We start from the raw sequence: 26,818 nt of genomic DNA on the forward strand, positions 1-26,818 counted from the left end.
TCCGCATGACCGACGACATCGTGGTGTCACGATGAGCCTGGTGCCGGACATACAGAGAACGTGAGCTCTGAGGACCGGTTCCGGCGCGTCTACGCCGGCAACTTCGAAGCGCTTCTCGCGTACGCCGCACGTCGGGTCCAGCAGCCGGCGGACGCCGCCGACGTGGTCGCGGAGACCTTCCTGGTGGCGTGGCGGCGCAGCGCCGACCTGCCCCACGACGACGAGGTCCGGCTGTGGTTGTACGGAGTGGCCCGCCGGGTGTTGGCGAACCACCACCGCAGCGGGATCCGCCGGGAGCGGTTGGGTGAGCGGCTCCGGCAGTGCCTGGCCGCGTTCGCCACAGCCGATCCCGGCGACGAGGTGCCGCAGCGACTCGCGGTGCGGGCCGCGCTGAGTCGACTGAACGACACGGACCGGGAGATGTTGCTGCTCGTCGCCTGGGAGGGCCTGCGGCCCCGGGAGGCGGCGAAGGTGGTCGGGGTGAGCGCGACCGCAGCCCGGACCCGACTGTCGCGGGCGCGGGCCCGGCTGCGCGAACTCGTCGGTGACGACCCTGACGCGCCCGGACATGTACTCGATGTCCTGGCCGTACCCGTCCCGGAGGAGGGCAGATGACCGACGAACACCTCGACCGCCTGGTCCGCGACGTCGACCCCTATCGACCTGAGATCATCCAGCGCCTCGCCGGGGCGGATGAGCATCTCCTGGAGGAGATCATGTCCACCCCGAAACCCGACACGGTGCCGGTGAGACCGCCACGCCGTACCCTCGTCCGTCGACTCGCCGGCCCCGCGGCCGCCGCGGCGACCGTGGCCGGCATCATCGTCGCCTCGGCGGTCTGGTCCACACCGCCCGACGATCGGTACGCCGGACCGACCGGCCTGCCCGACGTGGGCGCGGCCGCGATCAGCGGGCGGGAACTCGACCTGAAGGCCGCGCACCAGCACCCGCGTCTGCTGATCGACGAGCCGGGCTGGAACGCCACGAGCGTCTACGGGTTCGCCGAGGAGAGCGGCACCATCGAGTTTCGCAACGGCGACCGCAGCCTGGAGATGAACTGGTACCCGGACGAGCAGTACCAGGACTACTACGACGACCGGCTGCAGGTCAGCAGACCGGAGGCGACCACCGTGGCGGACCGACCGGCGAACGTCTTCACCTACCGCGAGAACGACATGTCGGCCATGCTCGAACCGCGGGACGGCACGTTCGTCGAGGTGCGCACCGGGGGCAACTGGACGCGGGCCAGCTTCGACGGGGTCCTCACCCACGTGATCAAGGTGGATGCCGAGTCGTTCCTCGAGGCGCTGCCGCCGGAGATCGTCACGCCCGGCGACGTCCGGGAGGAAGCCGCCAGGATTCTCGCCGACCTGCCGTCCCCGCCGGGCTTCGACGTGTCGGTACTGGACAACGCCGGGGCCAACGATCCGTACCAGTTCGGCGCCGCGGTGGCCGGCAGGGTCACCTGCGACTGGATCGCCGAGTGGATCCGGGCCGACTCGGCCGGCGACACCCAGGCGGTCGAGCAGGCGGCGGCCGCGTTGCGCAGCAGCCACCGGTGGAAGGTGCTGCACGACATGAACGACGAGGGCGACTACCCGGAGGTCGTCTGGGAGATCGCCGACCAGGTCGCCGACGGCGATGTTCCCAGTGGGTACCAGGAGGGCCTGGGCTGCTGACCCGGGGGGCACCGGCCGGTGGCGCGGCCTCCGGCCGGTGCCACACCGACCAGACGCCACGACAGCACCAGCCCCCACCCGACGACCACGAACACGTAATCTCCGAGGGTCGATCGCGCTCACACGTGAACGCGGCCCCTCGACCGACAGGGAGCGGTTGTGCCGTACGGATACATCGCATCGATGAAGTGCACGCCGGGCCACCGCGACGAGGTGGTGGACATCCTGCTACGCGGCGTCGAGGGGCTGCGACCGATCGGCTGCCAGTTGTACGTCGTGAGCGTCTCGGACACCGATGACGTCACGATCTGGGTGAGCGAGGTGTGGGAGAGCAAGGAGCAGCACGACGCGTCCCTCCAGCTTCCCGAGACCAGGGCTGCGATCGACAAAGCCATGCCCATGCTCACCGGCGAGTTCACCGGGCAGGAGGTCACCGTCGTGGGCGGTCTCGGCCTGTGACAGGAGGAGGCCGGGTTGCCCGGTGAGCCGGCCGGCGACGGAGTGCTGTGGTTCAGCGTGCGCGGCGGTAGTGCATGGCCACCGCACCGTTGCGCATCGGCTGCGCGGAGAGCAGTTGGAGGCGACGCGTGCCGGGCAGCCCGCCCTGGTACAGCGTCGGGCCGTGCCCGACGATCATGGGCTGGACGAGCAGTCGGTACTCGTCGATCAGGTCCAGCCGGTCGAGTTCGGTCGCGAGTTTGCCACTTCCGAGCAGGACCCCGTTCGGGGTCGCGTCCTTGAGCTTCCGCACGCCCTCACCCAGATCACCGGCGATGTGGTGGCTGTTCGCCCACGGGAAGTCCTGACGCGTCGACGAAACCACGTACTTCGGCTTGGCCTCCAGCTTGACCGCCCACTCTCGGATGGCCGGCGGCGCCTCCTCGTCGCCGCGGGCGATGGCCGGCCAGGAGCCCTCCATCAGCTCGTAGGTGACGCGACCCCACAGCATCGCCCCGCTCTCGTCCATCAGCCGGGTGAAGAAGGCGTGCGTCTCGTCGTCGGCGATGCCCTCCTGATGGTCGACGCAACCATCCAGGGTCACATTGAGGCTGAAGGTGAGAAGTCCCATGACCGGCGACTCTAACGCCCACCACCGCGTCGTCAGCGGTAGGTGACCCCGGTCAGGTCCTCGGCGGCCGCCCACAGCCGCTTGCCGACGGCCGGGTCGGCGGCCTCCCGACTGAGTCGGGCCTCGGTGACCCGGCCCCGCGTCTCCCAGAGCCCGGACGGGCCGAAGAACTGGCCGCCGCGTACACCGGGCTCGGTCGCGGCGCGCAACTGCGGCAGCGCGCCGCGCTGCACCGGCTGGGTTGCCAACAGCCCGCCCCAGGCGATCATCCGCCCGAACCGGCCACGGTGCTCCCAGGCACGCGGAGTCAGGTTGGTGCGGGTCAGACCGGGGTGGGCCAGCGCGCTGACGATCGGCGCTCCGACGGCGCGCAGGCGGCGGTCCAGTTCGACGCCGAAGATCGTGGTGGCGAGCTTGGACCGGCCGTAGGCGGTGGCTGCCCGGTAATCGCGTTCGAACATCAGGTCAGCGAAGTCCAGGTGCGCGTTCTTGTGGGTGATGGAGCTGAGACTGACCACGCGGGCTGCCCGCGCCGCGGCCAGGTTGTCGAGCAGCAGACCGGTCAGCGCGAAGTGGCCCAGCATGTTGGTGGCGAGGTGCAGCTCGAATCCGTCGGCGGAGGTGCGGCGCGGACCGAGCAGCACCACTCCGGCGTTGTTGACCAGCAGGTCGATCGCCGGGTGGTCGCCGGCCAGCTTCGCCGCGAAGGCTCGCACGGAGGCGAGGCAGGCCAGGTCCAGCTCGCGGACCTCGACGTCGCCGCCGATCCGGCGGGCGGCCTCCTCGCCGGCGCGGGTGTTGCGTACGGCGAGCACGACGTGGGCGCCGTGACGGGCCAGTTCGGTGGCGGTGACCAGGCCGAGACCCGAGTTCGCGCCGGTCACGACGGCGACCCGACCGTGCTGGTCGGGGATGCGGTCGGTGCTCCATCCGGTCATCTGCTGCTCCTGGCGGTGTCGGCGCGCTGGGGCCATCGACGTTAGGAGCGATCCGGGACGGTTCGATCGTTCTCGGTTGCCTGGGTCTGCCGGACCTACCTTCGGCGGTCCGGGCCACGGCACACTTGCGGCATGACAGGTCCCCGTCCGTACGCTCGGGAGCTCGGCGACTTCCTACGCGCTCGGCGTGGCCGGCTGCGTCCACACGACGTCGGCCTGGAGCCGGGCAGCCGGCGCAAGGTCACCGGGCTGCGGCGCGAGGAGCTGGCCCTGCTGGCCGGGCTGAGCACCGACTACTACCAGCGGATCGAGCAAGGCCGGGAGGTACACCCGTCCGACGACGTCCTGGACGCCCTCGCCGGCGCGCTCAGTCTCGACCACGAGGAACGCCGGCACCTGTTCACCCTGGCCCACGCCGCCCGCCGACCCACGCCCGCCCGCGTGCACCGCGATCCGGAGCGGGTACCGGAGGGCACCCGACGCCTGCTGCGGGTGATGGACACCCCTGCGGTCATCCTCGGCCGGCATCTCGACCTGCTCGACTGGAACCCGATGGCGCAGGCGCTCCTCGGCGACCCGGACGCCTACCCGGCCGACCGGCTCAACATGCTCCTGCTGCTGTTCGACGACACGCTGACCGGCGAGCGCAGCTGCCCGGACTGGGAGCGGCAGGCGCTGGACTACATCGGCATGATGCGTACCGCCGTCGCCACCGACCCCAGCCACCCACGCGCCACCGCGATCGTCGGCGAACTGAGCATCCGCAGCGCCGAGTTCCGGCGGCTGTGGGCGCAGCACGACGTACGCGAGTCGGTGAGCGGCAGCAAGACCTTCCGGATTCCCGAGGTGGGCGACATCGTCCTGGACTGGGACACCTATCCCCTACCGGGAAACCCCGGCCCCGTCATGCTCGTCTTCACCGCCGAGCCCGGCAGCGCCGACGCGGACCGGTTACACCTCCTGGCATCGTTGTACGCGACCCGCTCAGCGCCCACCGACACCCACCCCTGCGGAACGGACAGGCACGCTGCCGGCCCCACTCTCAACGCGACGGCCTAGCCCTGCCCGTACGACGAACCACCACTTTCACCCCACGACGTCGACGGGCGGCCGCGCGGCCCGATGACGCAGTGACCGCCAGGTCGGCAGCGCGCTCGCCAGCGCCGCCAGCAGCAGGCAGAGGCCCACCACCCCGCCTACCACCGACCACGGCACCACCAGGTCGACCGGTACACCGGCCTGCTCGGCGAGCCCGGCACGGATGCTCAGCAGGCCGACGAACGCGACAGCACCGCCGAGCAGCGCGCCGATCAGCACCACCAGGGCGGATTCCGCCGTGACCAGCCAGATGACCTGCCTGCGGGTCGCTCCGGCCAGCCGGATCAGCCGCAGGTCGGGCACCCGACCAGCAGCGGCCATCAGCAGCGTGTTCGCCACCGCGACGGCTCCGTAGCCGGCCGAGACACCGATCAGCAGCAGCGTGGCGAGCCAGACGAGACGATCCTCCGCACGGTCCGCCTCGGCCGCCCACCCGGGAACGTCGAGAATCCGTGCTCCGGCCGGAGGATCGATCCGCTCCCGGACGTACACCACGGAGGAGAGCGCCGAGGGGTCGTGCTCCCGCACCACGGACCGGGGCAGCAGCAGGTCGCCCGGGATCGAGTCGTCGGTGACGACCGCGACCACGCGCAACGACACCAGCTCCCCGTCGGCGAAGACCAGCGCGTACGGTTCGGTCGGCTGTCGGTTCGCCGAGGCGGTGAGCACCACCGTGTCGTCGCCGCCGAGGCCGCCGAGGGAGCCGGCGACGACGGTGAGCGCGCGGTTCGCGGCGGCGAAACCCGCCGGGTCCACGCCTAGTGCGGTCAGTGGCCGGTTCTCCGGCGGCGTGCTCGGGTCGCTCACAAAGACCGTGGTCGGTAGCAGGGCGGTTCCCCCGGTCGCCGCGACGGCCTGGTCCGACAGGCCGGGTGTACGGTCGGGCACGACGATCCAGCCGGCGTTCACGTTGTCGGCCCGGCCCGCCGCGTAGGCGGCCGTCGTGGTGCGCACCATGCCGGAGACCAGCACCGCGAACGCCACCGTGAGCAGTACCGGAGCGGCGATCGAGGCCGTCCGCCGGGTCGCGGTCAACGCCCCGGCCCGGACCAGCATGCCGATCGCACCGCCACGTGGACGCACCGGCACCCGCAGCATCCGCACCACCGGGCCGACGACCGCCGGGGCGAGCACCGCGACACCGGCCACCAGGGCCATCACCGCGTAGAGGGCGAACGTGGCGGCGCTGCGGGCGTCGTCGGACGTGGCGGTGCCGAGGCTGAGGGCGACCCCCACCGCGACGAGCAGTGCCCCGGTGGCGATCCGTAGCCGTCCGATCGGCCGCTGCTCCACGGCCGCCGCACGCAACGCCTCCAGCGGGCGAACGCGTGCCGCTCGACGCGACGCCGACCAGACGGCCAGCAGCGCGATCACCGGCCCGGCGGCGAGCGACACCGCGACCGGCCAGGACTCGTAGCGGACCCGGAAGGTCGCCGGCTGGAACCCGACGTCGACAAGCAGTCGACCCAGCACCGGCGCGAGCGCCGCGCCGACCAGCAGCCCGGCGAGCCCGGCCGAGACACCGACGCCGAGCGCCTCGACGTACAGGATGCGGCGGACCTGACGACCCGTGGCCCCGACGGCGCGCAACAGACCCAGCTCACGGCGGCGTTGCGCGACCGTGAAGGCGAAGGCGGAGGCGACCACGAAGACCGTGACGAACCCGGCGAGAGCCGCCGTGGCGGTGAGCACCTGCATGCCGATCCAGCGGGTGCGGGCGTCATCCCGAGGCTCCAACGCGCCACGTTCGTCGCCGGTCAGCGCCCGGCCGTCGCCACCGACGACGCCGCGAGCCGCCGCGGCGACGTCCTCGGCATCGGCGCCCGGCGCGACCAGCAGACCGATGGCCCGGACGCCGGGCGCGAGCGCGGCGGCGACCTCGTCCGCGACGTAGACGCCGGGCGCGTCGACCAGACCGGTGACGGTGTACGACTGCGGCCCTGCCGCGGTGAGCAGGGTGACCGGCCCGCCGGGAGGCAGCCCGAGCGCACGGTCGACGACCACCTCGCCGGCCTGCCGGGGTGGCTCGCCGGCGGTGAGACGGGATCCACCCAGCCGGGTGCTGGACCAGCCGTGCCCCTGGTGGGCGTCCTCTCGCTGGCCAGCGGTGGGCGGGGGCCGGCCGTCGACAAGCGCCTGGGCGTAGAAGGTCCGGTCCGGTACCGCGGCGGTGACGCCCGGCACCTTGGCCAGCATGCTGGTGAGTTCCGCCGCCCGGGCGGCCGACCAGGGCCTGGTCGGCGCGAACGATTCGGCCGGCGCACCGGCCTCCGGGCTCTGGACGACGACTGCCGCGTACGCCAGCCGGTCGGGCACCTGCGGGCGTCCGGAGGCGAGCAGCAGGGTGGCCGCCGCGACAAGTGCCACGCCGACGGCGACGACCACGAACGCGCTCACCGGCCGTCGGACGCTCAGCACGACCGCTCCCCGGTGGTTCCCGCCGGAGCCGTCTCCTGTTCGGCGATCCGCGCGGCGACGACCGCGGCGGTGATCCCGCCGGTCAGCTCGTCGACGATGCGGCCATCGGCGAGCAGCAGCACCCGATCGGCGTACGCGGCGGCGATCGGATCGTGGGTCACCATCACCACGGTCTGCCGGTGGTCGTCGACGAGTGCGCGCAGCAGCCGAAGGATCTGCCGGGACGCGGCGCTGTCCAGTGCCCCGGTCGGTTCGTCGGCGAAGACCACCGCCGGACGGGTGATCAACGCCCGGGCCACGGCGACGCGTTGCTGCTCGCCGCCGGACAGTTCGCTCGGCCGGTGCCCGGCCCGACCGGTCAGTCCGACGGCGTCGAGCGCGGCGGTGACGTCCCGGGCCGAGGGACGCCGCCCGGCCAGACGCAGCGGCAACTCGACGTTCTGCGCCGCGGTCAGCGTGGACACCAGGTTGAACGCCTGGAACACGAAGCCGATCCGCTCGCGGCGCAGCCGAGTCACCTCGTCCTCGCCCAGTTCGTCCAGGCGCCTGCCGTCGATGATCACGGTCCCCTCGGTGGGCCTGTCCAACCCGGCGGCGCAGTGCAACAGGGTGGACTTGCCCGAGCCCGACGGGCCCATCACCGCGGTGAACGTGCCGCTGGCGAAGCTGGTCGTCACGTCGTCGAGCGCGGTCACCCGGCGCGCGCCGGTGCCGTACCTGGCGCTCAACCCGGTCAGGATCACCGTCTGTGTGGTCATGACCGCCAGGGTGCCGGCTCCGGCGGGTGCCGGGCGTCGTGCCGGAGCGGACACTTTCCGGTCCGCCCCGGAGCGGATCCGGGATCCCGGAACGCACCCGACGTCCTGCCTGAGGATGACCACCCGCGGGTGGACGCGCCCGGTCCAGGCGGCCGATACGCTCGGGCAGGTGACCGCCTTCCTGCTGACCCGGCGGCTCCGGCCGGCGGAACTGGCCACCGTGGACGTGGTACTCGCCGTGGCGGTCGGCGGGCTGCTCGGCCCGTACGCGGCGTTGGAATCGCCGCTGCGCGGTGGCGTGCACGAACCGCTGTGGGTGTCGGTGCTCGTCGGGATGGCCCTCGGGCTGCCGCTGGGCGTCCGGCGCCGATGGCCGATCACGGTCGCCGTCGTGATCAGCTGTGTCGCCGCCGTTGCCCTGGTCAGCGGCGTGGTTCCCAACTACGCCGCCGCCGCGCCCGGGCTCGCCGTCGGACTGTCCGTCTACTCGGTGGCCGTGTCGACGAGCACGCACCGGTCGGTGCTCTGCGCCGCCGGTTGTCTCGCGCTGGTGAGCATCGCGCTGATATTCACCGAGAGTGATCTCTGGTCGCGGACCGGCGCGGTCGGCTACGCCGCCGTCATGGTCGTGCCTGCCGGGATGATCGGCTGGCTGGTCCGGGAGCGCCGTGCCCTCGCCGTCCGTCAGGGCGAGCACCTGGTCCGCCAGGCCGCCGCCGAGGAGCGGTTACGGGTGGCCAGGGAACTGCACGACGTGGTCGCGCACACGCTCAGCCTCATCGTGGTGAAGGCGGCCGTCGCCAACCACGTCGCCGAGACCGACCCGCGCGAGGCGGGAGCCGCCCTGAAGGTGATCGAGGAGACCGGTCGCAACGCGTTGACCGACGTCCGCCGGGTGCTCGGTGTCCTGCGCGAGGACACCCCGTACGCCCCGCAACCCGGACTGGACGAGTTGCCCGCGCTCGCCCGGCAGGCCGCGATCGGCGGTGTCGACGTCCGTCTCGACGTGCGACGGGACGAATCAGCCGAAGCGGTGCCGGAGTCGGTGGGTCTGGCCGTGTACCGGATCGTGCAGGAGGCGGTGACGAACGTGGTGAAGCACGCGGCGCCGGCCACCTGCCGGGCGACGGTGATCGTCACCCCTGGCGAGGTCAGGGTCGAGGTGACCGATGACGGCCGCCGGCCGGTCGCCACCGTCGGTGAGGGGCACGGGATCATCGGCATGCGGGAACGGGTGGCAATGCACGGCGGCGAGTTCCACGCCGGTCCACGCTCCGGCGGCGGCTTCGTGGTGACGGCCGGGCTGCCCTACCGGGTGACCGCGTGATCCGGGTGCTGATCGCCGACGACCAGGCGCTGCTGCGTGGCAGTTTCCGGCTGTTGGTCGATTCGACACCGGACCTCGTCACCGTCGCTGAGGCGGACACCGGCGCAGCGGCCGTGGCGCTGTCTGCCGAGCACCGGCCGGACGTGGTGCTGATGGACGTACGGATGCCGGAGATGGACGGCATCGAGGCGACCCGACGGATCTGCGGCGACCCGACGGGCGTCGGCACCCGGGTCGTCATCCTCACCACCTTCGACCTGGACGAGTACGTCTACGGGGCACTGCGCGCCGGAGCCAGCGGGTTCCTGCTCAAGGACACCCCGCCGACGGATCTGCTGGCCGGCATCCGGGTGGTGGCCGCCGGCGAAGGGCTGCTCGCGCCGACGGTGACCCGCCGGCTGATCGACGAGTTCGCGCGTCGACCCGAGCCGGCCCGGCCGCTGCCGCGACGGCTGGAGGCGGTGACCGAGCGGGAACGGGAAGTGCTCACGCTCATCGCCCGCGGCCTGTCCAACGCGGAACTGGCCACCTACCTCAATCTCAGCCCGGCCACCGTGAAGACGCACGTCGGCCGGCTGTTGACCAAACTGGCGGTACGTGATCGGGCGCAACTGGTCATCGTCGCCTACGAAACGGGCCTGGTGCAGCCGAGCGGCCCACGCTGAGAAGATTTCCGGAACGTTTCCGGAAGTTGTTGACAGTGCGGCCGGTCGATATCGAGACTGACCGTCCGGGGCATGCACCCACGTCGATCGATGACGTCCGGCACCAAGGAGGGACCCGTGCACAGCGACCTGCGGCACCGTAGAAAGGTTGCTCGAACAGCTCTGCCGACGGCGGTGCTGTTGCTGATGGGCAGCGCTGTGGTGGTTCAGTCCAGCGCCCCGGCCGTGGCCGCCGAGACCACGCTGCGGGCCGCAGCCGCCAAGGCCGGGCTGTTCTTCGGCGTCGCCGCCTCACCCAACCGGCTCTACCCGATCGTCGGGCAGGAGTTCAGCCAACTGACGCCCGAGAACGACATGAAGCCGGACCGGATCGCCACCTCCAGCGGCGGGCTGCAGAACACCAGCGGCGCGGACACCTTGGTCAACCACGCCCAGAGCAACAACATGCTGGTCCGCGGCCACACGCTGGTCTGGCACTCGCAGGCCGGCGCGTTGCAGGGTGCCAGCCAGGCGACGTTGAACACCTTCATCGGCAACGCCATCAACCGCTGGGGCAGCAGGATCGCCTACTGGGACGTCGTCAACGAGGCGTTGGAGGACAACAACACCGGCCGGCGGCGCAACCAGTGGCCGCACACCATGAACCGGGACGCCAACGGCGACGGTGACTTCTTCGACGCCGGCGACACCGACGTCATCCGGGACTCGTTCATCCGGGCCAAGCAGGTCGTGCAGGCCGGCGGGCTGACCACCAAGCTCTGCATCAACGACTACGACGTCGACGGCCTGACGGTCCAGGGCGGCACCCCGAACCGCAAGGCCGACGCCCTGTACGACATCGTCCGCAACTACCGGCAGTACATCGACTGCGTCGGGTTCCAGGCACACTTCAACGACAACCCGAACAGCATCATCACAAACGATCTCCAGGCCAACATCCAGCGCTTCGCCGACCTCGGCGTCGAGGTGCACATCACCGAGCTGGACATCGACGACGACCTGAGCAACAACGACATCGGCGCGGGGCAGGCGGAGAACTACCGCAAGGTCGTCCGGGCCTGCCTGAACGTCGCACAGTGCACCGGCATCACGGTCTGGGGCATCTCCGACAGCGAGTCGTGGCGCTCCTCGGAGCGGGGCCTGCTGTTCACCGGCGGCAACGGCAGCTACCAGAAGAAGGCCGCCTACCACGCGGTCCTCGACGAGCTGAACAAGGGCCGCAACCCCACCCCGCCGTCGACCACGCCGCCGGTGACGCCGTCCGTCCCACCGACCACGCCGCCGGTCGATCCGACCACGCCACCGCCGCCGACCACCCCACCCCCGCCGACCACGCCGCCGCCGGCCACCGGGTGCTCCGCGACGGTCTCGCTGAACTCCTGGACCGGTGGCTTCGTCGCCACCGTCAGGGTCACCGCCGGCACCGCGCCGATCAGCGGATGGAGCGTCCAACTCACCCTGCCCTCCGGAGCCAGCGTCACCAACGCCTGGAACGCCAACCGCTCCGGCAGCAGCGGCACCGTGCAGTTCAGCAACGTCAGCTACAACGGCTCGGTGAACGCCGGCCAGTCCACCGAGTTCGGCTTCCAGGGCGTCGGGACCGCCACCGGCCTGACCCCGGTGTGCACCGCCGCCTGAGCACGACCCGTGCTGGACGGCCGGCCGGCGTGCCGGTCGTCCAGCACAGGCAAGGCGGTGGTGACCACTCCGATGCTGGCGCGGCCCGGACGTCACGTCCGGTCTGCCGGCGTTTGCGGCGCCGCGCCGAGGGAACCCGACGAAGGTATCCCCGGAACAGGAGGACCATCGTGGGTGACTTCATGAACAAGGCCAAGGACTTCGCGGACAAGCACGACAAGCAGGTCGACCAGGGGCTGGAGCGGGCCGGTGACATGGCCGACAAGCGCACCGGCGGCAAGTACGACCAGCACATCGACAAGGGCGTGGACCAGGCCCAGGCGCGTACCGGCGAGGGCGACCAGGTGCGCTGACCGGCAACGCCGATCCCGGGTCGCCTCGAAGGGTGACCCGGGATCCGGATTTCCGGCGGTCGGGCCAGGTCGACGTCGACCGTCGGCGGCGCGACCTGACGCGGCGCGGGTACCTGGCCGCGACCGACTGGTGCGGCGACGGGGATCCGGGCGCGGAACGCCACCGGCTCAATCGGCCTGATCCGCCACCTCCAGTGCCGCCCGGTAGCCGACGTGCTGCACGACGATGTCCACGTCGAGCGCGGACTGCACCGCCCGGGCGACGTCCTGCCGGACCGTCGCGAGTGCCTTGGTGCCGAGGTCGGTCAACCAGGCGCGCAGCAACAGCAGACGAAGTTCCGAGGCGGCCAGTTCGGCCACCTCCAGCCGGCCTGCCTGCTCCGCGCGGGCCAGCAGGCGCTCGGCGAGCAGAGCCGGCGCGTCGATTTCGCGGTCGACAAGGCACAGCACCAGCCGGTGCTGTTCCATCCGCGCGGCCAGCGCGTCGGCGACCAGCACCACTCCCGCTGACGCCCAGTGCCGTACCACCGGGTTGTGCCGGCTCACCGCCACCATCAGTGGGCTCAGCTCGTGCCCGTCGGCCTGACGGCGCAGTTCGAGCAGGTAGCTGGCGGTTAGTGCCTGGAGCCGGCGTTGCGCACGCTGCACCGGGTTGAGGGCGGCCACCCGCCGCACTCCCCCGGACAGTGGACGCAGGGACCGCAACGCCCGCTTGGGCGAGTCCTCGAACGCATCCACCACATCCTGCTCCAGCTCGGCGCGCTCCTCGGCGGTGAGCGCCTCGCCGGCGAGGAACTCGGCGAACGCGACCGTCTCCGCCAGGTGGCCACGGGTCAGCCGGTAGCCCCGAGCAGCCGCGACGACCGTGGCCGCCTCCGTGGAATCGAGCGACACGTCGCCACCCGGAAAACCGCTCGCCTGCTCCAGCCAGTGCTCGGTGGCCAGTGGGGTGCCGGCCCACCGGCGGGCGGCGTCACCGCGGGCCTGCTCGGCGTCGAACATCGGTGTCGCGCCACCTGCGGGCGCGGCGCTGACCTGGGTGGACATGGTGACCTCCGAAGGCCGGTGAGGTGGGATGTGCCGGACCGGACGGCCCGCACATCCCGCATTCGCCGGCCACCCGCTGCGCGGTTCCCGGCGCGGATGGGGGAACCGGTCCGTGCCGCCACGGCGAACCCCGGCTGTCGTGACCCTCGCCTGGGGACGCGTTGGGGGAAGGAGCCGGACGATGGCGTACGTCGGTATCGACAGTCAGGGTGCACGGACGCTGGGCGGGGTGCTACGCGACACCGCGACCCGCGCGGAAGCGGTACGGCGCCAGGTCGTCGGCGCGCTCAACCTCGCCGAGTTGACCAGCCAGGCACCTCTGCAGCTCGCCCTCGTCCAGGACGGATTCGCCACCCTCGGCGCCGGGGTCATCGACAAGGCCGACCTCGCCGAGCAGTTCGCGACAGACCCCCGGGGGGTGGCCACCGGCCTCGGTGCGACCACCGCCGAACTCGGCAGTGTGCTCGGTGCGCTGCTCGGATTCGCCGGCCCCCGGGATCTACGAGCCTTCCTCGTCGGCCTCGCCCCGACCGGCAGGAACGCGGCGCTCGACGCGGCGCTCGCTCGCCTGTCGCCGGTCCTGGTGCCGGCGCTGCTGGCCGGACAGCGACCCGACCTTCCCGCCGAGCTGCTTCCCGACCTGCGAGTGCTGGCCCTCGCGCTGGGCATCGAACACGTCGGACCGCCGGTGCCGCCGCCGGACGGGGAGCAGGCCGGTCGCGGCTTCCTCGGCCTGTTCCGGCCTCGGGCCGAGCAACGCACCACCGAGGTGTTCTGGCAGGACTTCTGGTCCGACGGACGAACTGTCGACGACGTGTTGGCCGACCCGCAGCGACTGCTGGACTGGGTCGCCGGCACCGTCGAGCTGGACCACCGTCTCGCCCGCGCGGCCGACCTGCCGCGACTGGGCGACGTGCTGGCCACGCACGACTTCGCCACCGCCGAGACCGCACCGGCAGAGCTGGCCGCGAAGATCACCGCCGCCGAGATCGAGTTCGCGGCGATCGCCGACTGGCTGCCCGCCCACCTCGTGGGCCGGGACACCACCGCGCCCGATGACACGCAACTCGAGCAGACCCTGACCTTCGCCGCACGGGTCGGCTGGACCGACCCCGGTGCCGCGGCGGCGACCCCGGCGGCCCGGTTCGCGGCGGCGGTGGCGTTCCTGCGCGCCAACCGGATGGTGCAGAGCGCGCTGCTGCCCACCGGCTTCGAGGGCGACACCGAACCGACGGCGTTCTTCAACGAGGCGGGCATCGACGTCGTCCTGCGGTTCGGCCGCGCGGCAGGGGCCATCGACGAGTCGTACACCGTCGGCCTGGCCGGGCTCGTGGACCAGGCGATGACCGCCGCCGGGGTCGATCTGGGCAGCGCGACACCCGTCGAGCTGACCCAGCCGGTCCAGCAGCAGCTCTTCGCGCTGGTCGCGAGTCAGATCCCCCGCTCGATGGCCCAGTCGCCGACCGTCCAGGCCCAGTTCGTGGGCGCGCTGAGCTACCTGCGCGGCGCGGCCGACGGGCCGCGGTTGCGCGAACGCGTCAATCGGGTGGTCGCGGCCTTCCGGTCGCTGGCCGTCGTCGGAGCACCGGCGCTCACCGAACGTGAGCTGACCGCCGTGGTGGGTGGCAACGTCGTGGACACACTCGGCCGGGGTCGGCTCCGGATGCGCAGCCGGGACGCCGTCGAGCGCAGCCCCGAGTTCCTGATCCTCGCCCGTCAGTGGGGCATCCCCGGTGGCCGCAGTCAGGACCTCGGCAAACACAAGCTCACCATCACCTTCGACGACCTCGGGGTGCTGACCGACATCAGCCGGCGGAAAAAGAAGAAGAAGGGTTTCCTGTCCCGGGTCTTCGACACCGTCAAGTCGATCGGCAAGGCCATCGTGACCGCCTGGAAGGACAACCCGTTCAAGGCGATCTTCCAGATCGGCAAGATCGCGCTCGGGGTCGCCGGTCTCGTCGTACCCGGCCTACAGGCCGTCGGGATCGCCACCCTGGCGGCCAACGCGGTGGAGGCGGTGAGCCACGCCATCGACGGCAACTGGCTGGGCGCCATCGGCGCGGGCCTGTCCGCCTTCACCGCCGGCGCCGACCTGCTGGGTACGGCGGCCGGGGCGGCGAAGCTGGTGGGGCAGAGCAGCATCGCAGGCGGTCTCTTCGACGCCGGCACCACCCTCGACGTGCTGCGCAACGCCAAACGCGCCTTCGACATCGGTGCCTCGGTGTTCCAGGCGTCCCAGGCGAAGACGGTGGTCGGTGCGATAACCGCGGGGCTCGGCGCCGCCGGCAGCGTCCTGGGCAACGGCGGACCACTGCTGGCGAGCCTCGACCTGATCGACCGGAACCTCGCACTCGACCTGGTGCGGCTCGGTACGTCCGTACGGGACGTCGCCCGTCTCGTGACCCCGGCAGCCGGCGTGATCCAGGCTCTCGACCGAGGCGACGCGCTGGCCGCGTTCGGCAACGGCCTCTCGGTGGTCTCCGCCGGGGCCGCGGCACTGCTGAACCCCAGGGGTGTCCTCGGTGACCCGAAAACCGTCGCCGGAACGGCGTTCGACTTCGACCTCAAGACCCGTACCGACCTGGCCGACCTGGCGAAAGGCACCGGGATCGCGGCGAACCTGGCACAGGCCGTCGCCGCGGTCGACGCGGGGCGTCCGTTCGCCGCCGGCCAGGCACTCGCCCAGGCACTGCGGATCATCCGCACCGCGCCGCCGGCCGGGCCGGACGCGGCCGTGATCGCGCAACGCGTCGCCGAGGTGGGTGTGGTGCTGGAAGGCGTGTTCCGGGGCGTCGACCCGAAGCTGGCCGCCCCGGTCGTGCTGCAGCGGCTCCGCGACGTGCTCGACGCGCTGAGACCGACCGGCGTAGCCGGCGGTCCCGCCACCGGGGGCGAGTCGCTCGTCCTGTCTGCCGGCGCGACCACGACGTCCGCGGCGCCCACGACGTTCGGCGCACTGCCAGGATCGGCTGGGACGACTCCACCGAGCGGCGCCCCGGCAATCAGCACCCTGGCGGGCGGGGCCGGGGAGAGCACCCTGGCGGGCGGGGCCGGAGCAGACACGCTCGGCGGTGGGTTCGTCCTGGCACAGGCCACCGGTGGTCCCGCCGCCGGGCAGCCGACCATGACGTTGCCCGGCTCGACGACTCCGATACCGCTGCAGCCGGGAATGCAGTTCATTCCGCCAGGTGCGACGGTCGTGGGTCCCGATGGCACCGTGTACGGCGGCGACAGTGGACTGGGGCCGGATTCGACACCCGGCGCGATGAGCGTCCCGGGTGGCATGGCCCCAGCCCCGGGACGGCTCAAGCAGCTCCCCGGCGGTTACCTGCTCTTCTTCCTCGACCGTCCCGAGGACATGCCGCAGAGCCGGCTCGACGAACTGGACGACTCGGCCATCGGTGGTGGGACGCGCCTGGCCAGTCTGGCCGGTGCGTCGCTGCTCGGCGGTCCCACCGGCGACCTGCTCCTCACCGCCACCGCCAGCACGTCGGAGGAGCCGGGCCGGATCAACCTTCCCGACGGTCTCGGTCGTGGCGCGGAATCGCCGTTCCACGTCCCGCTGCCGGTCGAGCCACCGTTGCATCCCATCGGGCAGTTGTTCGTGCCGCCGGCCGGCGACCCGTCCTTCGTCTGGGCGGCGCCGCAGAACCCGGCGTTCGTCGCCAACCACGTCCTCGACGGCGGCGCGCGGACCAAGGAGTCGATCCTCAACATCGTGGGCTGGGGCGCCTCCGCGCAGGAGCCTCACCGGGCGTCCGAGTCGGTCTACGTGGGGGTCCGCAACGGTGTGCTCCTGATCGACAATGACACGGCCCCGGTGGACGGTCTCACCATCGGCGGCATCGCCGGCATCTCCTACCAGGCCGGCCACCACGGCCTGGTCACCTCGATCGCCGGCGAGGTGAATCTCGGCCCGATCCTGGACCTGCGGCTACCCACCGTCGCCCTCGACGGGATGGCCGCGGTGAACATCCCCTTCATCGGCGCCGTCGGGTTCCGGGCCAACAGCGACGGGTTCCGGCTCGCCGAGCAGAGCGATTTCGCCGACGGCTTGGCCACCGGCGCGGGCGCGCTGGTCAGCGTCAAGTACCCGGTCAGCGGCGACCTCGCGGTGGAACGCATCGCCGAACTCGCCGGTGTGTCCACCGCGGACGTGCTCGTCGCACAGCAGGCGCCGCCAGGCAGCCTGCTGGCCTTCGACGTACGCGACGAGTTCCGGTCACCGTTCGACCCCGCGTTCGCCGACCGGCCCGGTTTCCCGGCCCCGGACGTCCGGCCCGGGAGCGACCTCGACCTCGATCTCCACAGTGGCCTGCCGGACGGCTTCTCCGTCGACTCCGGCCGGGCGTACGTGCCGCCACCGGACGACCTCTACCGCTACGGCACCGTGACAGCGACGGACCGGGCCGGCTGGGACGACATCTCCGAGCACGAACTGCCCGACCTGTACCACACCGCCTACGACACCATGATCGGACTGGGGGCACCCGAGGGCACCACCGTGGACTTCGGGCTCGACGACGACTTCTGGGCCCAGACCCAGCCCTCGACAACCTACGACGACGGTGCGCCGACGCTGCTGGGACCGGCGTTCGACACGTTGATCTGGGATCCGCAGCTGGAGTCGGTGCCTGGGATCGCCATCAGCGACGACGAGTTCGCGCCGCTGGACCTGGATGCCGACGACGGCTGGTCAGACTGGTGAGCCAGGGAACCGAAACGGTGCCCGGCGGCGAATGCAGACGACCGAGGCGACACCGGTCGCCCGGGAAGAACACATCGGGAGGAAGCAGCCATGAACGTCGGAATGCTCGGCGGCGACGTCGCCCAGATCCAGCAGCACGCCATCGCGTACCGCAGCCTCGGTGACAGCCTCGCCGCCTGTGGTGGCAACGTCGTCTCGACGACGGACAGTGCGGTCGCCGGCCTCCAGGAGCAGATCACCAACGCCCAGACCGCCGTGGTCTCGGCGCTGATGGCGGTCAGCCAGGAGTCCCGCTCGGTTACCACGAGCTTCGGCGGCGTCCAGTGGACCGGCGCCAACCGGGCCCAGGCCGAGGAGGTCGGCGTGGAGCTCGACGCACGGGTCAACGAGACGACGGTACGCGTCCAGGAGATCTTCGAGACCTTCCGGGCCGACCTCGCCCGCCTCGGTGGCGAACTGAACGAGGTGGCCACCCAGTTCAACGCCGTCGCGGTGGCGGCCGGCGAGTCGGCCGGATCGCTGGGCCAGGCGATGGACGCGCAGGCCGTCCAGCTCGACGAGATCATGAACACCGGGATCACCCGGGTCTGAGTGGTGGGTCGCCGTGCCGGGGGCCGGGGTTGGTCTTGACGCCCCGGCCCCGCGCAGTGACCGGCACCGGAAGGGAGCGTCGAAGTGCCATTCGCGGAGGACTACGAGGCCGCGGCGAGCGTCCTGGACGCGGCAGCCCAGATGGCCGGCACGCTCATGGAGCCGGCGCGGGCGGCGATCGGCGCGGGCTCCATGATCGGTGGTCAGTTGACCGACATCGTGACCGACGAGCTGGACGCCGCGGCCACCATCCTCGACCAGGTCGCCACGGAGCTGACCCAGCTCGCCGTCACCTGCCGGGAGCGTGCGGAGACCTGTCGCGAGGCCACGGCGGCCGAACGTGACTACACCGCCGCGTACGAGGAGTACCGCGCCGAGTTGCGGGACCGGCAAGGGCTGCCCGAGCCGGGCGATCCGCCCCCGGCACCCCAGCCGCCGCCGGCACCACCGGTGTGGGCCAACATTTGAACGAGCGGCGGAGCTGTCCCGCTGGCGCGGTCACCGGTAGCGGTGGACCGCGCCAGCCTGCTGGGGTCAGGAGTCCAGTGCCGCCGTCATCACCACCAGGCCGGACGGGGCCGGCGGCGCTCCCTCCGTCTGGAGGGTGACGCTGAAGGTGGTGTAGTCGGCGATGTCCACCCCACTCCACAGCTCGATGGGCACGCCGCTGCGGCGCTCGTGGAAGGAACCGATCGGTACGGTGCCGCGCGGTCCCTTGAGCCACGCCGCGTAGTAGGAGCCCGGGGCCGCCGCGGGCAGACCCACCGGCTCCAGCACGATGGATGCCCCCGACGGAGTGTCCACGACGGACACCTTGCCCCGCGCCTCCGGGGCCAGGTCCGTACCGGCGGCGGCGTAGACGTCGGCGTGCGGCTGCGGGTCGAGCATCCGGTCGACCGCCAGCACACCAGCGGTGAACACCGCGGCACCGAGGGCGGCGGCGGGCAGCGCCCAGGTGAGCCGGCCCATCCGGGGACGCCACCACGCCGGTTGCCACCACCTCGGGCCGGGATCCGCAGGGGCTACCGGGGTGGCCGCGCCGCCCGTCGGCGGCCCGGGCGCGGCCGGCGGCTCCGGCGCGGGCACCGCCTCGGGCACGGCCCGCGGCTCCGGCGCGGAACGCGGCTCGGGCATCGGTTCGGCGACGGGCCGCTCGGCGGCGTGCGCCCGTACCCGGCTGAGGATGCTGTCCCGGAGTGCCGGCGGTGGACCGGACGCCCAGGTGGTCTCGGCGCGCAACTCGGTGACCACGGCGGCCAGCAGGGCCGGGTCGGGGCTCTGCGCCGCCACCTTCTTCCGTCCGGGGGTGCGCCTCGCGTGCCGATCGAGGTGCCCGGCCAGCAGGTCCACGAACTGCTCGTCTGCGCCCCCGTCGGTCTCTGCTGCGGTGCTCACCCGTCGCTCCTCCCCTCGCTGCCGGCGGTACCGATTGTCGTTCGTCCTGCGGTGCCGCTCTGGTTCGCGCCGTCGCCCAGCGGCGGGGGATCCCGCACGTGGGCGAGCAGTTCGGCCAGCCGCCGGTGCGCCCGGTGCGAGCGCGACTTGACCGTGCCCAGTGGTAGGTCCAGCCGTTGGGCGATCTGCGCGTGGGTCAGGTCGTCGAAGAACGACAGCCGGATGATCTCCCGCTCGTGCTCGGCGAGCTGACGCAACGCCTCCTGCACCGTCCAGGACAACCATGCCACGTCCAGGTCGGGTGCCTCCACCACCGCGTCCTGCTCGGCCTCGTGGCCACCCCGGGTGGGACGCAGCTCACGGCGGATCAGGTCGAGCGCCGTGTACCGCGCGATGGTCAACAGCCACGGACCGAGATCCCGCTCCGGGTCGTACGTCGACGCGGACCTCCACGCCCGGATGAACGTCTCCTGGAGCGCTTCCTGCGCGAGGTGGTCGGCGCGGGTGACCGTCATGGCGACCGCCCACACCGAACGCGAATAACGGTCGTAGACCTCGCCGAGCGCATCGGCATCCCCCGCCCGGAACCGCACGAGTACGGCGGGCGGCAGCTCGCGCCGCCCGTCCCCCGGTTCCGGTGGTTCCGCCGACGAGCCGGACACGGCTGTCGCACCCGGCGCAGATCTCTCGGCCACCGATCCACGATACGCAACCGATCGCGCCACGTGAATCTGCCGAATCTCGCGCCGACGGGAACCGTCGGCGGGTCCGGCGGCGAACGATGGTCATGAGGCTCAGCGTCCGCATCGAAGAGCAGCCGGCCCACGACCCGGCCGGCCCAGGGTCGCGCACCCGGGACGTCCGCCTGGTCACGGCCGCCCCGGACGTCACCGTCGGCGACCTGCTCGACCACCTGGCCGGACCGCTCACCGCCCGGGTCGCCGCCGGTGAGCTGACCATCGAGGTGGACGGCACGGAGGTTCCCGGTGCCACCCGGCTCGCGGACCTGCCGCTGTGGGCCGGTTCGGAGCTGAGCGTGCGGCCGACCGCACCGGGTACGCCGGCCGACCCGTCGGGCGGCGGGCCGATTGGGCGGCCCGTCGTCGAGCTGAGCCGGGTGGCCGGGCCCGACAGTGGCCAGAGCATCGCACTCGACCACGGCACGTTCGCGATCGGACGCCGCCGACCGGCCGGGCTGGATTTCGGCACCGTGACCCGAGCGTTGGTGCACATCGAGACGACCGACCAGGTGCGGGTCACCGCCGTCGACGACGGGTGCCCCGTACGGGTCGACGGACGCGACCTCACCGACGAGTCCGACGCCGATCTGCACGACGGCAGCTACCTCCGGCTCGGCGACACCGCCTTCCGGGTGGCGCCCCCGGCCGAGGTGCCCTCGCCCCCACCGTGGCCCGCACCGTGGACCGGCGAGGCCCCGGGGGGTCGCGAGCCGCTGATTCGTACGCCCCGAGTGGCCACCACCGCGCCGGCCGAGCAGGTACCGGTGCCGGCCGCGCCGGCACCGGTCGCCACCCCCGCGCCGCTGTCCTGGCTGCTGCTCATCGCGCCGCTGCCCATCGGCGTGGTGATGGCCTTCGTGTTCAGTCCGTTCTTCCTGGTCATGGTCGCCATGACGCCGTTGATGGCGCTGGCCCGCTGGGTCGAGTCCCGGCATCGCGCCAAGAAGGACACGATCCGGTTGGCCCGGGAGTCGGAAGCGGCCGTCCAGCGGTTCGGCACCGACCTGGACGCCACCCGCACCGCCGTGGCGGCAGCGGCCCGCGCGGCCTACCCGGGGCTGGCCGGCCTGGTGCGCCGGGCGGTGTCGGGTCGAGGGCTGTGGGAGGTGCGCCCGGGCGACGCGGACGAGCTGCGGGTGGTCATCGGCGTGGGTGCCCGACCCTGGTTTCCGGAGCTGGGCCGCCGCGGCACCGAGGAACTGACCGGCCGACCGGAGCTGGGCGAGGCGCTCGCCGAACGGTCCCGGTTGCCGGACGTACCGATCCACGTCAACCTGCGTGACCGCACCGGACTGGGCGTCGTGGGCACCGCCGCGCACCGCGCCGCCGCCGCGGTCGTGCTGGATCTGGTCACCCGGCACGGACCGGCCGACCTGGCGGTGGCTCTGGTCGTGCAGCCGGACCGGCTGGCCCGCTGGGACTGGCTGAAGTGGCTGCCGCACCTCAGCGGTGACGACGGGACGCTGCGGGTCGCCGCCGACCCGGCCACCACCGAACAACTACTCACCCGGCTGGCCGCCGACACCGCACCGCCGTCGCGCACCGCACTCATCGCGGGTGGGGCCGGCACGGAGCGGACCGGTGCCACGCACACCGTCGTCGTGGTCGACGGCGACGACCTGGTGACCGGGCGCGTCGCGTCGATGCTGGGCCGGCTCGCCCGCGGCAGCGGCCGGACACTTGTGGTGAGCGGACACACCGAACGCCTGCCCTCGGTGTGCCAGTGCTTCCTCGAACTGGCGCCGGACGGCACCGCCGACCTGACCGACGCGGTCACCGGCGAGCGGACGCCGGGCCTGCTCGCGGTGCGGGCCGCCGACCAGGTCTGCGCTCCGGCGTCCCGGGCGCTGGCCCGCTGGACCGACCCGGAGCAGGCGGTCGCGGCGGCCATGCTGCCGTCCCACGCCCGCCTGGTGGACCTGCTGCGGACCGTGATGTCGGGCCCCGACGGGCTGGGACAGCCGGTCGAGGAACTCGACCCGCTGTCGGTGGGTGAGTGGTGGCGACGCGGCACCTGCGGGATGCAGGCCACCATCGGGCTCACCGAACATGGCCCGCTGACCGTGGACCTGCACCGCGACGGACCGCACGGTCTGGTGGTGGGCACCACGGGCGCGGGCAAGAGCGAGTTCCTGCGTACGGTGGTGGCCTCGCTGGCGTGCGCGCACTCGCCGGACGCGCTCACCTTCCTGCTCGTCGACTTCAAGGGCGGCGGCGCCTTCGACGCCTGCGCCGCGCTGCCGCACACCGTCGGGCTGGTCACCGATCTCGACGAACACCTCGCCGCGCGGGCGCTGCGCTGCCTACGGGCCGAGCTGCGGCACCGGGAGCGACGCCTGCGCGAAGCCGGCGTCAGCGACATCGATGACCTGGTGGCTCCAGACCCGCCGCTGCCGCGGCTGCTCATCGTGATCGACGAGTTCGCCACGCTCGCGGTGGAACTGCCCGGCTTCCTCGGCGCGCTGGTCGACGTGGCGCAGCGGGGTCGCAGTCTCGGCATCCACCTGCTGCTCGCGACCCAGCGACCGCAGGGCGTGGTGGACGGCAAGATCCGGGCCAACACGAACCTGCGGGTGGCGTTGCGCGTCCAGGACGAGGCGGACTCCCGTGACGTGCTGGGCACCCGGCAGGCGGCCGACATCGACCGGCACCGGCCGGGCCGCGCCTACGTCCGGCTCGGCGCCGGCGAGGTGGTCGGGGTGCAGACCGCGTTGGTGTCCGCAGCGACTCGACGAGGACCACGCGCACGCATCGAGTTCGCCCCGTTCGCACTGCTGACCGAGCAGGTGACGGACGTGCGGGAGGACCAGCCCGACGGGGTGCCGACAGATCTCGAAAAGTTGGTGAGCGTGCTGACGCAGGCCGCCGAGCTGGGTGGTTACCCCCGGCCGCGGGTGCCCTGCCCGCCACCGCTGCCGCAGCAGGTGGACGCCTGGTGCCTGGCCGCCGACGTCGTCGCCACCGCGGATGGTCCGCTTCCGGTTCCGCTCGGCCTGGTGGACCTGCCCGACGAACAACGCTCCGACGTGTGGTGCTGGGCGCCCGAGGCGGGTGGGACGTTGGTGCTCGGTGCCGACGCGACCGCCACCGGCGCGGTGCTCGCCACCGCCTGCCTCTCCCTCGCCCGCCACCGCGCCCCCGACCGGCAGCGGATCTTCGTGCTGGAGGGACTCGGCACCGGCCTGGGGGCGCTGGCCGGCCTGCCGCACGTGAGCGCGGCGGTAGGCGTCGACGACAGCGAGCGCCTCGCCCGGGTACTCGACCAGATGGATGCCGAGATCGCCCGCCGGCGGGTGAGCCGGGCGGCCTCACCCGACGTCCTGCTCGTGGTGGCCGGCTGGGACGCGCTTGTCGAAGGGGCCGAACGGACCGGCGTCGGTGAGGTCGGCGCACGACTGGAGCGGCTGCTGCGCGACGGCGCACCCGTCGGGATCCGGCTGCTCATCTCGGCGTCGCACGACCGCGGCGTACCCGGTCGGGTGCTCGCCCAACTGCCCACGAAGCTGTGTCTACGCCTGGCCGACGCCAACTCGTACACGGGGCTGGGTCTGCGTGCCCGGGATGTGCCCGAGCTGACCGGCCTGCGGGCCATCGACCTGCAGACCCGGCGCGAGGTCCAGATCGGGCGGCACTGCGACGTCCGGCCGGGGGCGCTCGCCGACGCGGTGGCCCGGGTCGTCGCCGACTATCCGGACGCGGTTCCCGCGCCCACCGTCACGGTGCTGCCCGAACTGGTGCCCGCCGGTGAGGTGCTGTCCTCGTCCGCGGCGGGCGGAGCGGTCTGGCGGCTCGGCATCGGCCGGCACTACCGCGACCTCAGCGTCGCCACGCTCGCGCTCGGCCCGGGCATGCACGCGGTGGTGGCTGGTCCCGCCGGCAGCGGTCGCACAGGTACGCTCCGGCTGCTCGCCACCGCCGCCCGCGCCAGCGCACCCGACGCCCGCGTACTCGTGGTGGCCGCCGACCCGGACGCCTGGACCGGCACCCAGGGCACCGAGGTGAGCGGCTCCTTCAGCGGGTTGACCAGCCAGCCGAGCACGGGACGGGCACTTCTGCTGGTCGACGGGATCGAGTCGCTGCCCGACGCCGGGCCGGCCCTGGACCGGCTGCTGCCGGGCCTACCGGCCGGCGTCCACGTTGTCGTCGCCGGCCGGCCCGATGCCTTCCGCGGCATGCAACCCTGGCAGCGGGCGGTCACCATGTCGCGGACCGGACTGCTGCTACGCCCGGCGCCGGACGACGGCGAGGTGCTCCGGGTGCGGCTGCCGCGCGAGGCCCCGCCCCGGCCGCTGCCGGGACGCGGCTATCTGGTGGAGGCCGGCGGGCTCGCCCAGGTCCAGGTCGCCTTCGTGGCCCCGCCGTCACCGGGCGCACGGCTGGCCGTGCCGGTCGGGGTGTTCGCCGGGGAGGCACGATGAGCAGTCGATCGGCGTACGGGGTGGGGGTGTGCCTGACCGCGCACGGTGTCGTGGTCGCGGTGGTCCGCGACGATCCGGTGCGGCTGGCCGCGGTCGCCGAGGTCGCCGGCAGCCCGACGAGGGCGAGGCCGCTGTCGCGGCGGCTGACCCGGGCACGGCGGCAACTCGGCCTGCCCCGCTGGTGCCCGACGGCCATCGTGGACGTACCCGGTCAGCCCGGCGATCCGGGTGGAGCCGGCGGTCGGCACGCTCCGGACGGACCGACGACGTCGCGGCCGGAGTTCGCCGCGCTGCTCGCCCGCGCGGGATTCCTACCGACCGCGGTGCGGGCACCGGCGCAGCTCGCCCGCCTGCGGAGCGACGTCGGTCTGCGGGTCGGGATAACCGTCGACCGACGACTCGTCGGAGCGATCGCGCAGGAGGCGCCCGGGTGGGCGACGGCCGCGGCCCTCAGCACCTTCGCCGAGCTGGACAGTCCCGGACGCGGGGACCGGCCGACAGACCGTGACGACGCAGGCAGTGATGCCGGACAATGGGACAGCAGCACAGCGGAGACCGGGTGGGCGGTGCAGCGCGTGAGCGCGTCCGGTGAGCGCGAGCAGCAGACGGAGGAGACGCCATGCGTATCCCGACGAAAGGTGTGAAGGTCACCGTCGCCACCGGCGAGCGGCGGCCCCTGTCACCGGTGGCCCGATGGCTCATCATCGCGCTGGCCTGGGTCCTCACCTCCGCTACCGTGCTGGTGGGCTCGAGGTACGCGGTGAGCGCCTGGGTCGGCGAGCCCGGGACCGTCCCGGCGACCGCACTCGACGCCCGTTCGTTCGGCGACGCCTCGGCAGCTCCCACGGACCGGACGGTCGCCGGCTCCGCGCGCCTGGTCCCGGTACGGCCCCGGGTGCTGCTCGACTCGCGCGAGGTCGGCTCGCTGCCCGCCGGCGTGGACGTTACGGTGCCGATGCCCGAGACGGCCGCCGACACCCGTGTGGTGCTTGTCGAGGTCTCGATCCTGAACGCCAAGGGCCCGGGCGAGGTCACCGTCGGCCAGGGCACCGACCGGACGGTCGTGTTGCGGGCACCGAAGGCCGGCGCACAACTGTCCGCCACCGTGGTCACGCACCTCGCCCCCGACGGCGACCTGCGGGCCAGCACCTCCGGCGGCGGCGATCTGCTGGTACGTCTGGTCGGTGTGTTCGAACCGGCACAACGCTCCGACGCCGGACGCATCGTGGCGGTGCCCCCCACCCGGGTGGTGACCCTGGTGCCGCGGACCGACGGGAAGAAGGCCAGAATCCCGCTCGCCAAGATTCGACCACTCGCCGACGCGGGCCCGATCTCGGCGGTGATCCTGCAGGTCTCCGCCGACGTCGGGTCGAACGGCGGGTACGTCGCCGCGGGGACACGCGCCGGCGACCTGAACCAGGCCGTCTACTGGTCGGCCACCAGCGGCAGCGACCGCACCCGCAGCGGGCTCATGGTCGTTCCGGTGCGTGACGGGTCCGTTCACCTGCGGTACGAAGCGGGTACGGAGCTGCGGGCCGACCTGGTCGGCTACGTCACCGGCGCGGGCGCACCCGAGTCCACCGAGGGCCTGGTGGTGCCCGTTGCGCCACAGGCGCCCGAGCCGGTACGCGTCGGTGCACGGTCCGACGTCGAGGTCACCCTGGGCACCACGGATTCGCTCGCGGACGTTCCGGTGGACCGCATCGCCGCGGCGCTGGTGACCGTGACCGCCACGGGCGAGGCCACCGGCGGTGTCGAGGTGGGCGGCAAACAGATCCTGACCGCCTCGAAGGGCGTGGCACGCTCGGCGTTGACCCTCGTCGAGGCACCACAGGCGACGGTACGGGTCGGCAGCGCCGTGGCCGCCACGATCGCCGTCACGCCACACGCCCTGGTGCTGACCGGCTGACAGTGGGTGCCGGGCTCCGCCGTTCGGCATGCTGCCTGGTCGCGGGGCCGGTCTGGTGGGAGCGATA

General features: G+C 72.7%; 21 protein-coding genes. 14 read left to right on the forward strand and 7 right to left on the reverse strand.

Annotation, left to right across the window (positions count from 1 at the left end):
* Positions 1-60: 60 nt before the first annotated feature.
* The 3 genes from O7605_RS28890 to O7605_RS28900 all read left to right on the forward strand — a co-directional run bounded on the left by O7605_RS28890 (position 61) and on the right by O7605_RS28900 (position 2,138).
* Positions 61-615, forward strand: a complete 555-nt coding sequence (locus O7605_RS28890; protein WP_269742125.1) for an RNA polymerase sigma factor — start codon at positions 61-63, stop codon at positions 613-615.
* On the forward strand, positions 612-1,679 hold the full coding sequence (locus O7605_RS28895) for a hypothetical protein (RefSeq protein WP_269742126.1): 1,068 nt from the start codon (positions 612-614) through the stop codon (positions 1,677-1,679). The genes O7605_RS28890 and O7605_RS28895 overlap by 4 nt, the downstream gene beginning before the upstream one ends.
* A gap of 159 nt (positions 1,680-1,838) precedes the next feature.
* Positions 1,839-2,138: a putative quinol monooxygenase gene (locus O7605_RS28900; RefSeq protein WP_269742127.1), complete on the forward strand. Its 300-nt coding sequence runs from the start codon at positions 1,839-1,841 to the stop codon at positions 2,136-2,138.
* A 52-nt stretch (positions 2,139-2,190) separates the two neighbouring features.
* Here the strand turns inward: O7605_RS28900 and O7605_RS28905 are convergent, their stop codons facing one another.
* Together O7605_RS28905 and O7605_RS28910 are read right to left on the reverse strand one after the other, a co-directional pair.
* Entirely contained in the window at positions 2,191-2,748 is a 558-nt protein-coding gene (locus O7605_RS28905; RefSeq protein WP_269742128.1) for a dihydrofolate reductase family protein, read from the reverse strand.
* Positions 2,749-2,780: 32 nt separating this feature from the next.
* The gene (locus tag O7605_RS28910; protein ID WP_269742129.1) at positions 2,781-3,686 is read right to left on the reverse strand and encodes an oxidoreductase; all 906 of its coding nucleotides are present in this window, start codon (positions 3,684-3,686) and stop codon (positions 2,781-2,783) included.
* Between the two features lie 132 nt (positions 3,687-3,818).
* Between O7605_RS28910 and O7605_RS28915 the strand changes: the two genes are divergently transcribed.
* On the forward strand, positions 3,819-4,745 hold the full coding sequence (locus O7605_RS28915) for a helix-turn-helix transcriptional regulator (RefSeq protein ID WP_269742130.1): 927 nt from the start codon (positions 3,819-3,821) through the stop codon (positions 4,743-4,745).
* Between the two features lie 27 nt (positions 4,746-4,772).
* Here the strand turns inward: O7605_RS28915 and O7605_RS28920 are convergent, their stop codons facing one another.
* Both O7605_RS28920 and O7605_RS28925 read right to left on the reverse strand, forming a co-directional pair.
* Entirely contained in the window at positions 4,773-7,202 is a 2,430-nt protein-coding gene (locus O7605_RS28920) for an ABC transporter permease (RefSeq protein WP_269742131.1), read from the reverse strand.
* Positions 7,196-7,960: an ABC transporter ATP-binding protein gene (locus O7605_RS28925; RefSeq protein ID WP_269742132.1), complete on the reverse strand. Its 765-nt coding sequence runs from the start codon at positions 7,958-7,960 to the stop codon at positions 7,196-7,198. The genes O7605_RS28920 and O7605_RS28925 overlap by 7 nt, the downstream gene beginning before the upstream one ends.
* Before the next feature lie 169 nt (positions 7,961-8,129).
* On the opposite strand from O7605_RS28925, the gene O7605_RS28930 reads away from it, so the two are divergent.
* From O7605_RS28930 to O7605_RS28945, 4 genes are all read left to right on the forward strand, one after another.
* Positions 8,130-9,287, forward strand: coding sequence for a sensor histidine kinase (locus O7605_RS28930; RefSeq protein ID WP_269742133.1), 1,158 nt, complete (start codon positions 8,130-8,132; stop codon positions 9,285-9,287).
* Positions 9,284-9,952 (forward strand): response regulator, encoded by a 669-nt coding sequence (locus O7605_RS28935; RefSeq protein ID WP_269742134.1) that lies wholly within the window; start codon positions 9,284-9,286, stop codon positions 9,950-9,952. The genes O7605_RS28930 and O7605_RS28935 overlap by 4 nt, the downstream gene beginning before the upstream one ends.
* A gap of 186 nt (positions 9,953-10,138) precedes the next feature.
* On the forward strand, positions 10,139-11,590 hold the full coding sequence (locus O7605_RS28940) for an endo-1,4-beta-xylanase (RefSeq protein ID WP_443084013.1): 1,452 nt from the start codon (positions 10,139-10,141) through the stop codon (positions 11,588-11,590).
* Between the two features lie 170 nt (positions 11,591-11,760).
* Positions 11,761-11,943 carry an antitoxin gene (locus O7605_RS28945; RefSeq protein WP_164447963.1) on the forward strand — a complete coding sequence of 61 codons (183 nt, stop codon included), beginning with the start codon at positions 11,761-11,763 and terminating at the stop codon, positions 11,941-11,943.
* 168 nt (positions 11,944-12,111) lie between these two features.
* Here O7605_RS28945 and O7605_RS28950 read toward each other — a convergent pair whose 3' ends face one another.
* Positions 12,112-12,990: a hypothetical protein gene (locus O7605_RS28950; RefSeq protein ID WP_269742136.1), complete on the reverse strand. Its 879-nt coding sequence runs from the start codon at positions 12,988-12,990 to the stop codon at positions 12,112-12,114.
* 181 nt (positions 12,991-13,171) lie between these two features.
* On the opposite strand from O7605_RS28950, the gene O7605_RS28955 reads away from it, so the two are divergent.
* From O7605_RS28955 to O7605_RS28965, 3 genes are all read left to right on the forward strand, one after another.
* Positions 13,172-17,698, forward strand: coding sequence for a hypothetical protein (locus tag O7605_RS28955; RefSeq protein ID WP_269742137.1), 4,527 nt, complete (start codon positions 13,172-13,174; stop codon positions 17,696-17,698).
* Positions 17,699-17,788: 90 nt separating this feature from the next.
* Positions 17,789-18,289 carry a hypothetical protein gene (locus tag O7605_RS28960; RefSeq protein WP_269742138.1) on the forward strand — a complete coding sequence of 167 codons (501 nt, stop codon included), beginning with the start codon at positions 17,789-17,791 and terminating at the stop codon, positions 18,287-18,289.
* A gap of 84 nt (positions 18,290-18,373) precedes the next feature.
* Positions 18,374-18,757: a hypothetical protein gene (locus tag O7605_RS28965; RefSeq protein ID WP_269742139.1), complete on the forward strand. Its 384-nt coding sequence runs from the start codon at positions 18,374-18,376 to the stop codon at positions 18,755-18,757.
* Between the two features lie 66 nt (positions 18,758-18,823).
* Here the strand turns inward: O7605_RS28965 and O7605_RS28970 are convergent, their stop codons facing one another.
* On the reverse strand, positions 18,824-19,684 hold the full coding sequence (locus tag O7605_RS28970; RefSeq protein ID WP_269742140.1) for an anti-sigma factor: 861 nt from the start codon (positions 19,682-19,684) through the stop codon (positions 18,824-18,826).
* Positions 19,681-20,379: an RNA polymerase sigma factor gene (locus O7605_RS28975; RefSeq protein WP_269742141.1), complete on the reverse strand. Its 699-nt coding sequence runs from the start codon at positions 20,377-20,379 to the stop codon at positions 19,681-19,683. The genes O7605_RS28970 and O7605_RS28975 overlap by 4 nt, the downstream gene beginning before the upstream one ends.
* A 92-nt stretch (positions 20,380-20,471) precedes the next feature.
* On the opposite strand from O7605_RS28975, the gene O7605_RS28980 reads away from it, so the two are divergent.
* The 3 genes from O7605_RS28980 to O7605_RS28990 are packed head-to-tail and all read left to right on the forward strand — an operon-like array spanning position 20,472 to position 26,751.
* Complete coding sequence (locus O7605_RS28980) at positions 20,472-24,842, forward strand: FtsK/SpoIIIE domain-containing protein (RefSeq protein WP_269742142.1); 4,371 nt, start codon at positions 20,472-20,474, stop codon at positions 24,840-24,842.
* Positions 24,839-25,486, forward strand: coding sequence for a hypothetical protein (locus O7605_RS28985; RefSeq protein WP_269742143.1), 648 nt, complete (start codon positions 24,839-24,841; stop codon positions 25,484-25,486). The genes O7605_RS28980 and O7605_RS28985 overlap by 4 nt, the downstream gene beginning before the upstream one ends.
* Positions 25,462-26,751, forward strand: a complete 1,290-nt coding sequence (locus tag O7605_RS28990) for a hypothetical protein (protein WP_269742144.1) — start codon at positions 25,462-25,464, stop codon at positions 26,749-26,751. The genes O7605_RS28985 and O7605_RS28990 overlap by 25 nt, the downstream gene beginning before the upstream one ends.
* Positions 26,752-26,818: the final 67 nt, after the last annotated feature.

The organism is Verrucosispora sp. WMMA2121, from assembly GCF_027460185.1.
GTDB lineage: Bacteria > Actinomycetota > Actinomycetes > Mycobacteriales > Micromonosporaceae > Micromonospora > Micromonospora palythoicola.

Bases quoted from the DNA above. Each gene is read 5' to 3' on its own strand.
- O7605_RS28895 (WP_269742126.1), top strand. From the start codon at position 612: ATGACCGACGAACACCTCGACCGCCTGGTCCGCGACGTCGACCCCTAT.
- O7605_RS28905 (WP_269742128.1), bottom strand. From the start codon at position 2,748: ATGGGACTTCTCACCTTCAGCCTCAATGTGACCCTGGATGGTTGCGTC.
- O7605_RS28910 (WP_269742129.1), bottom strand. From the start codon at position 3,686: ATGACCGGATGGAGCACCGACCGCATCCCCGACCAGCACGGTCGGGTC.
- O7605_RS28915 (WP_269742130.1), top strand. From the start codon at position 3,819: ATGACAGGTCCCCGTCCGTACGCTCGGGAGCTCGGCGACTTCCTACGC.
- O7605_RS28925 (WP_269742132.1), bottom strand. From the start codon at position 7,960: ATGACCACACAGACGGTGATCCTGACCGGGTTGAGCGCCAGGTACGGC.
- O7605_RS28940 (WP_443084013.1), top strand. From the start codon at position 10,139: ATGGGCAGCGCTGTGGTGGTTCAGTCCAGCGCCCCGGCCGTGGCCGCC.
- O7605_RS28950 (WP_269742136.1), bottom strand. From the start codon at position 12,990: ATGTCCACCCAGGTCAGCGCCGCGCCCGCAGGTGGCGCGACACCGATG.
- O7605_RS28955 (WP_269742137.1), top strand. From the start codon at position 13,172: ATGGCGTACGTCGGTATCGACAGTCAGGGTGCACGGACGCTGGGCGGG.
- O7605_RS28960 (WP_269742138.1), top strand. From the start codon at position 17,789: ATGAACGTCGGAATGCTCGGCGGCGACGTCGCCCAGATCCAGCAGCAC.
- O7605_RS28980 (WP_269742142.1), top strand. From the start codon at position 20,472: ATGAGGCTCAGCGTCCGCATCGAAGAGCAGCCGGCCCACGACCCGGCC.
- O7605_RS28985 (WP_269742143.1), top strand. From the start codon at position 24,839: ATGAGCAGTCGATCGGCGTACGGGGTGGGGGTGTGCCTGACCGCGCAC.
- O7605_RS28990 (WP_269742144.1), top strand. From the start codon at position 25,462: ATGCGTATCCCGACGAAAGGTGTGAAGGTCACCGTCGCCACCGGCGAG.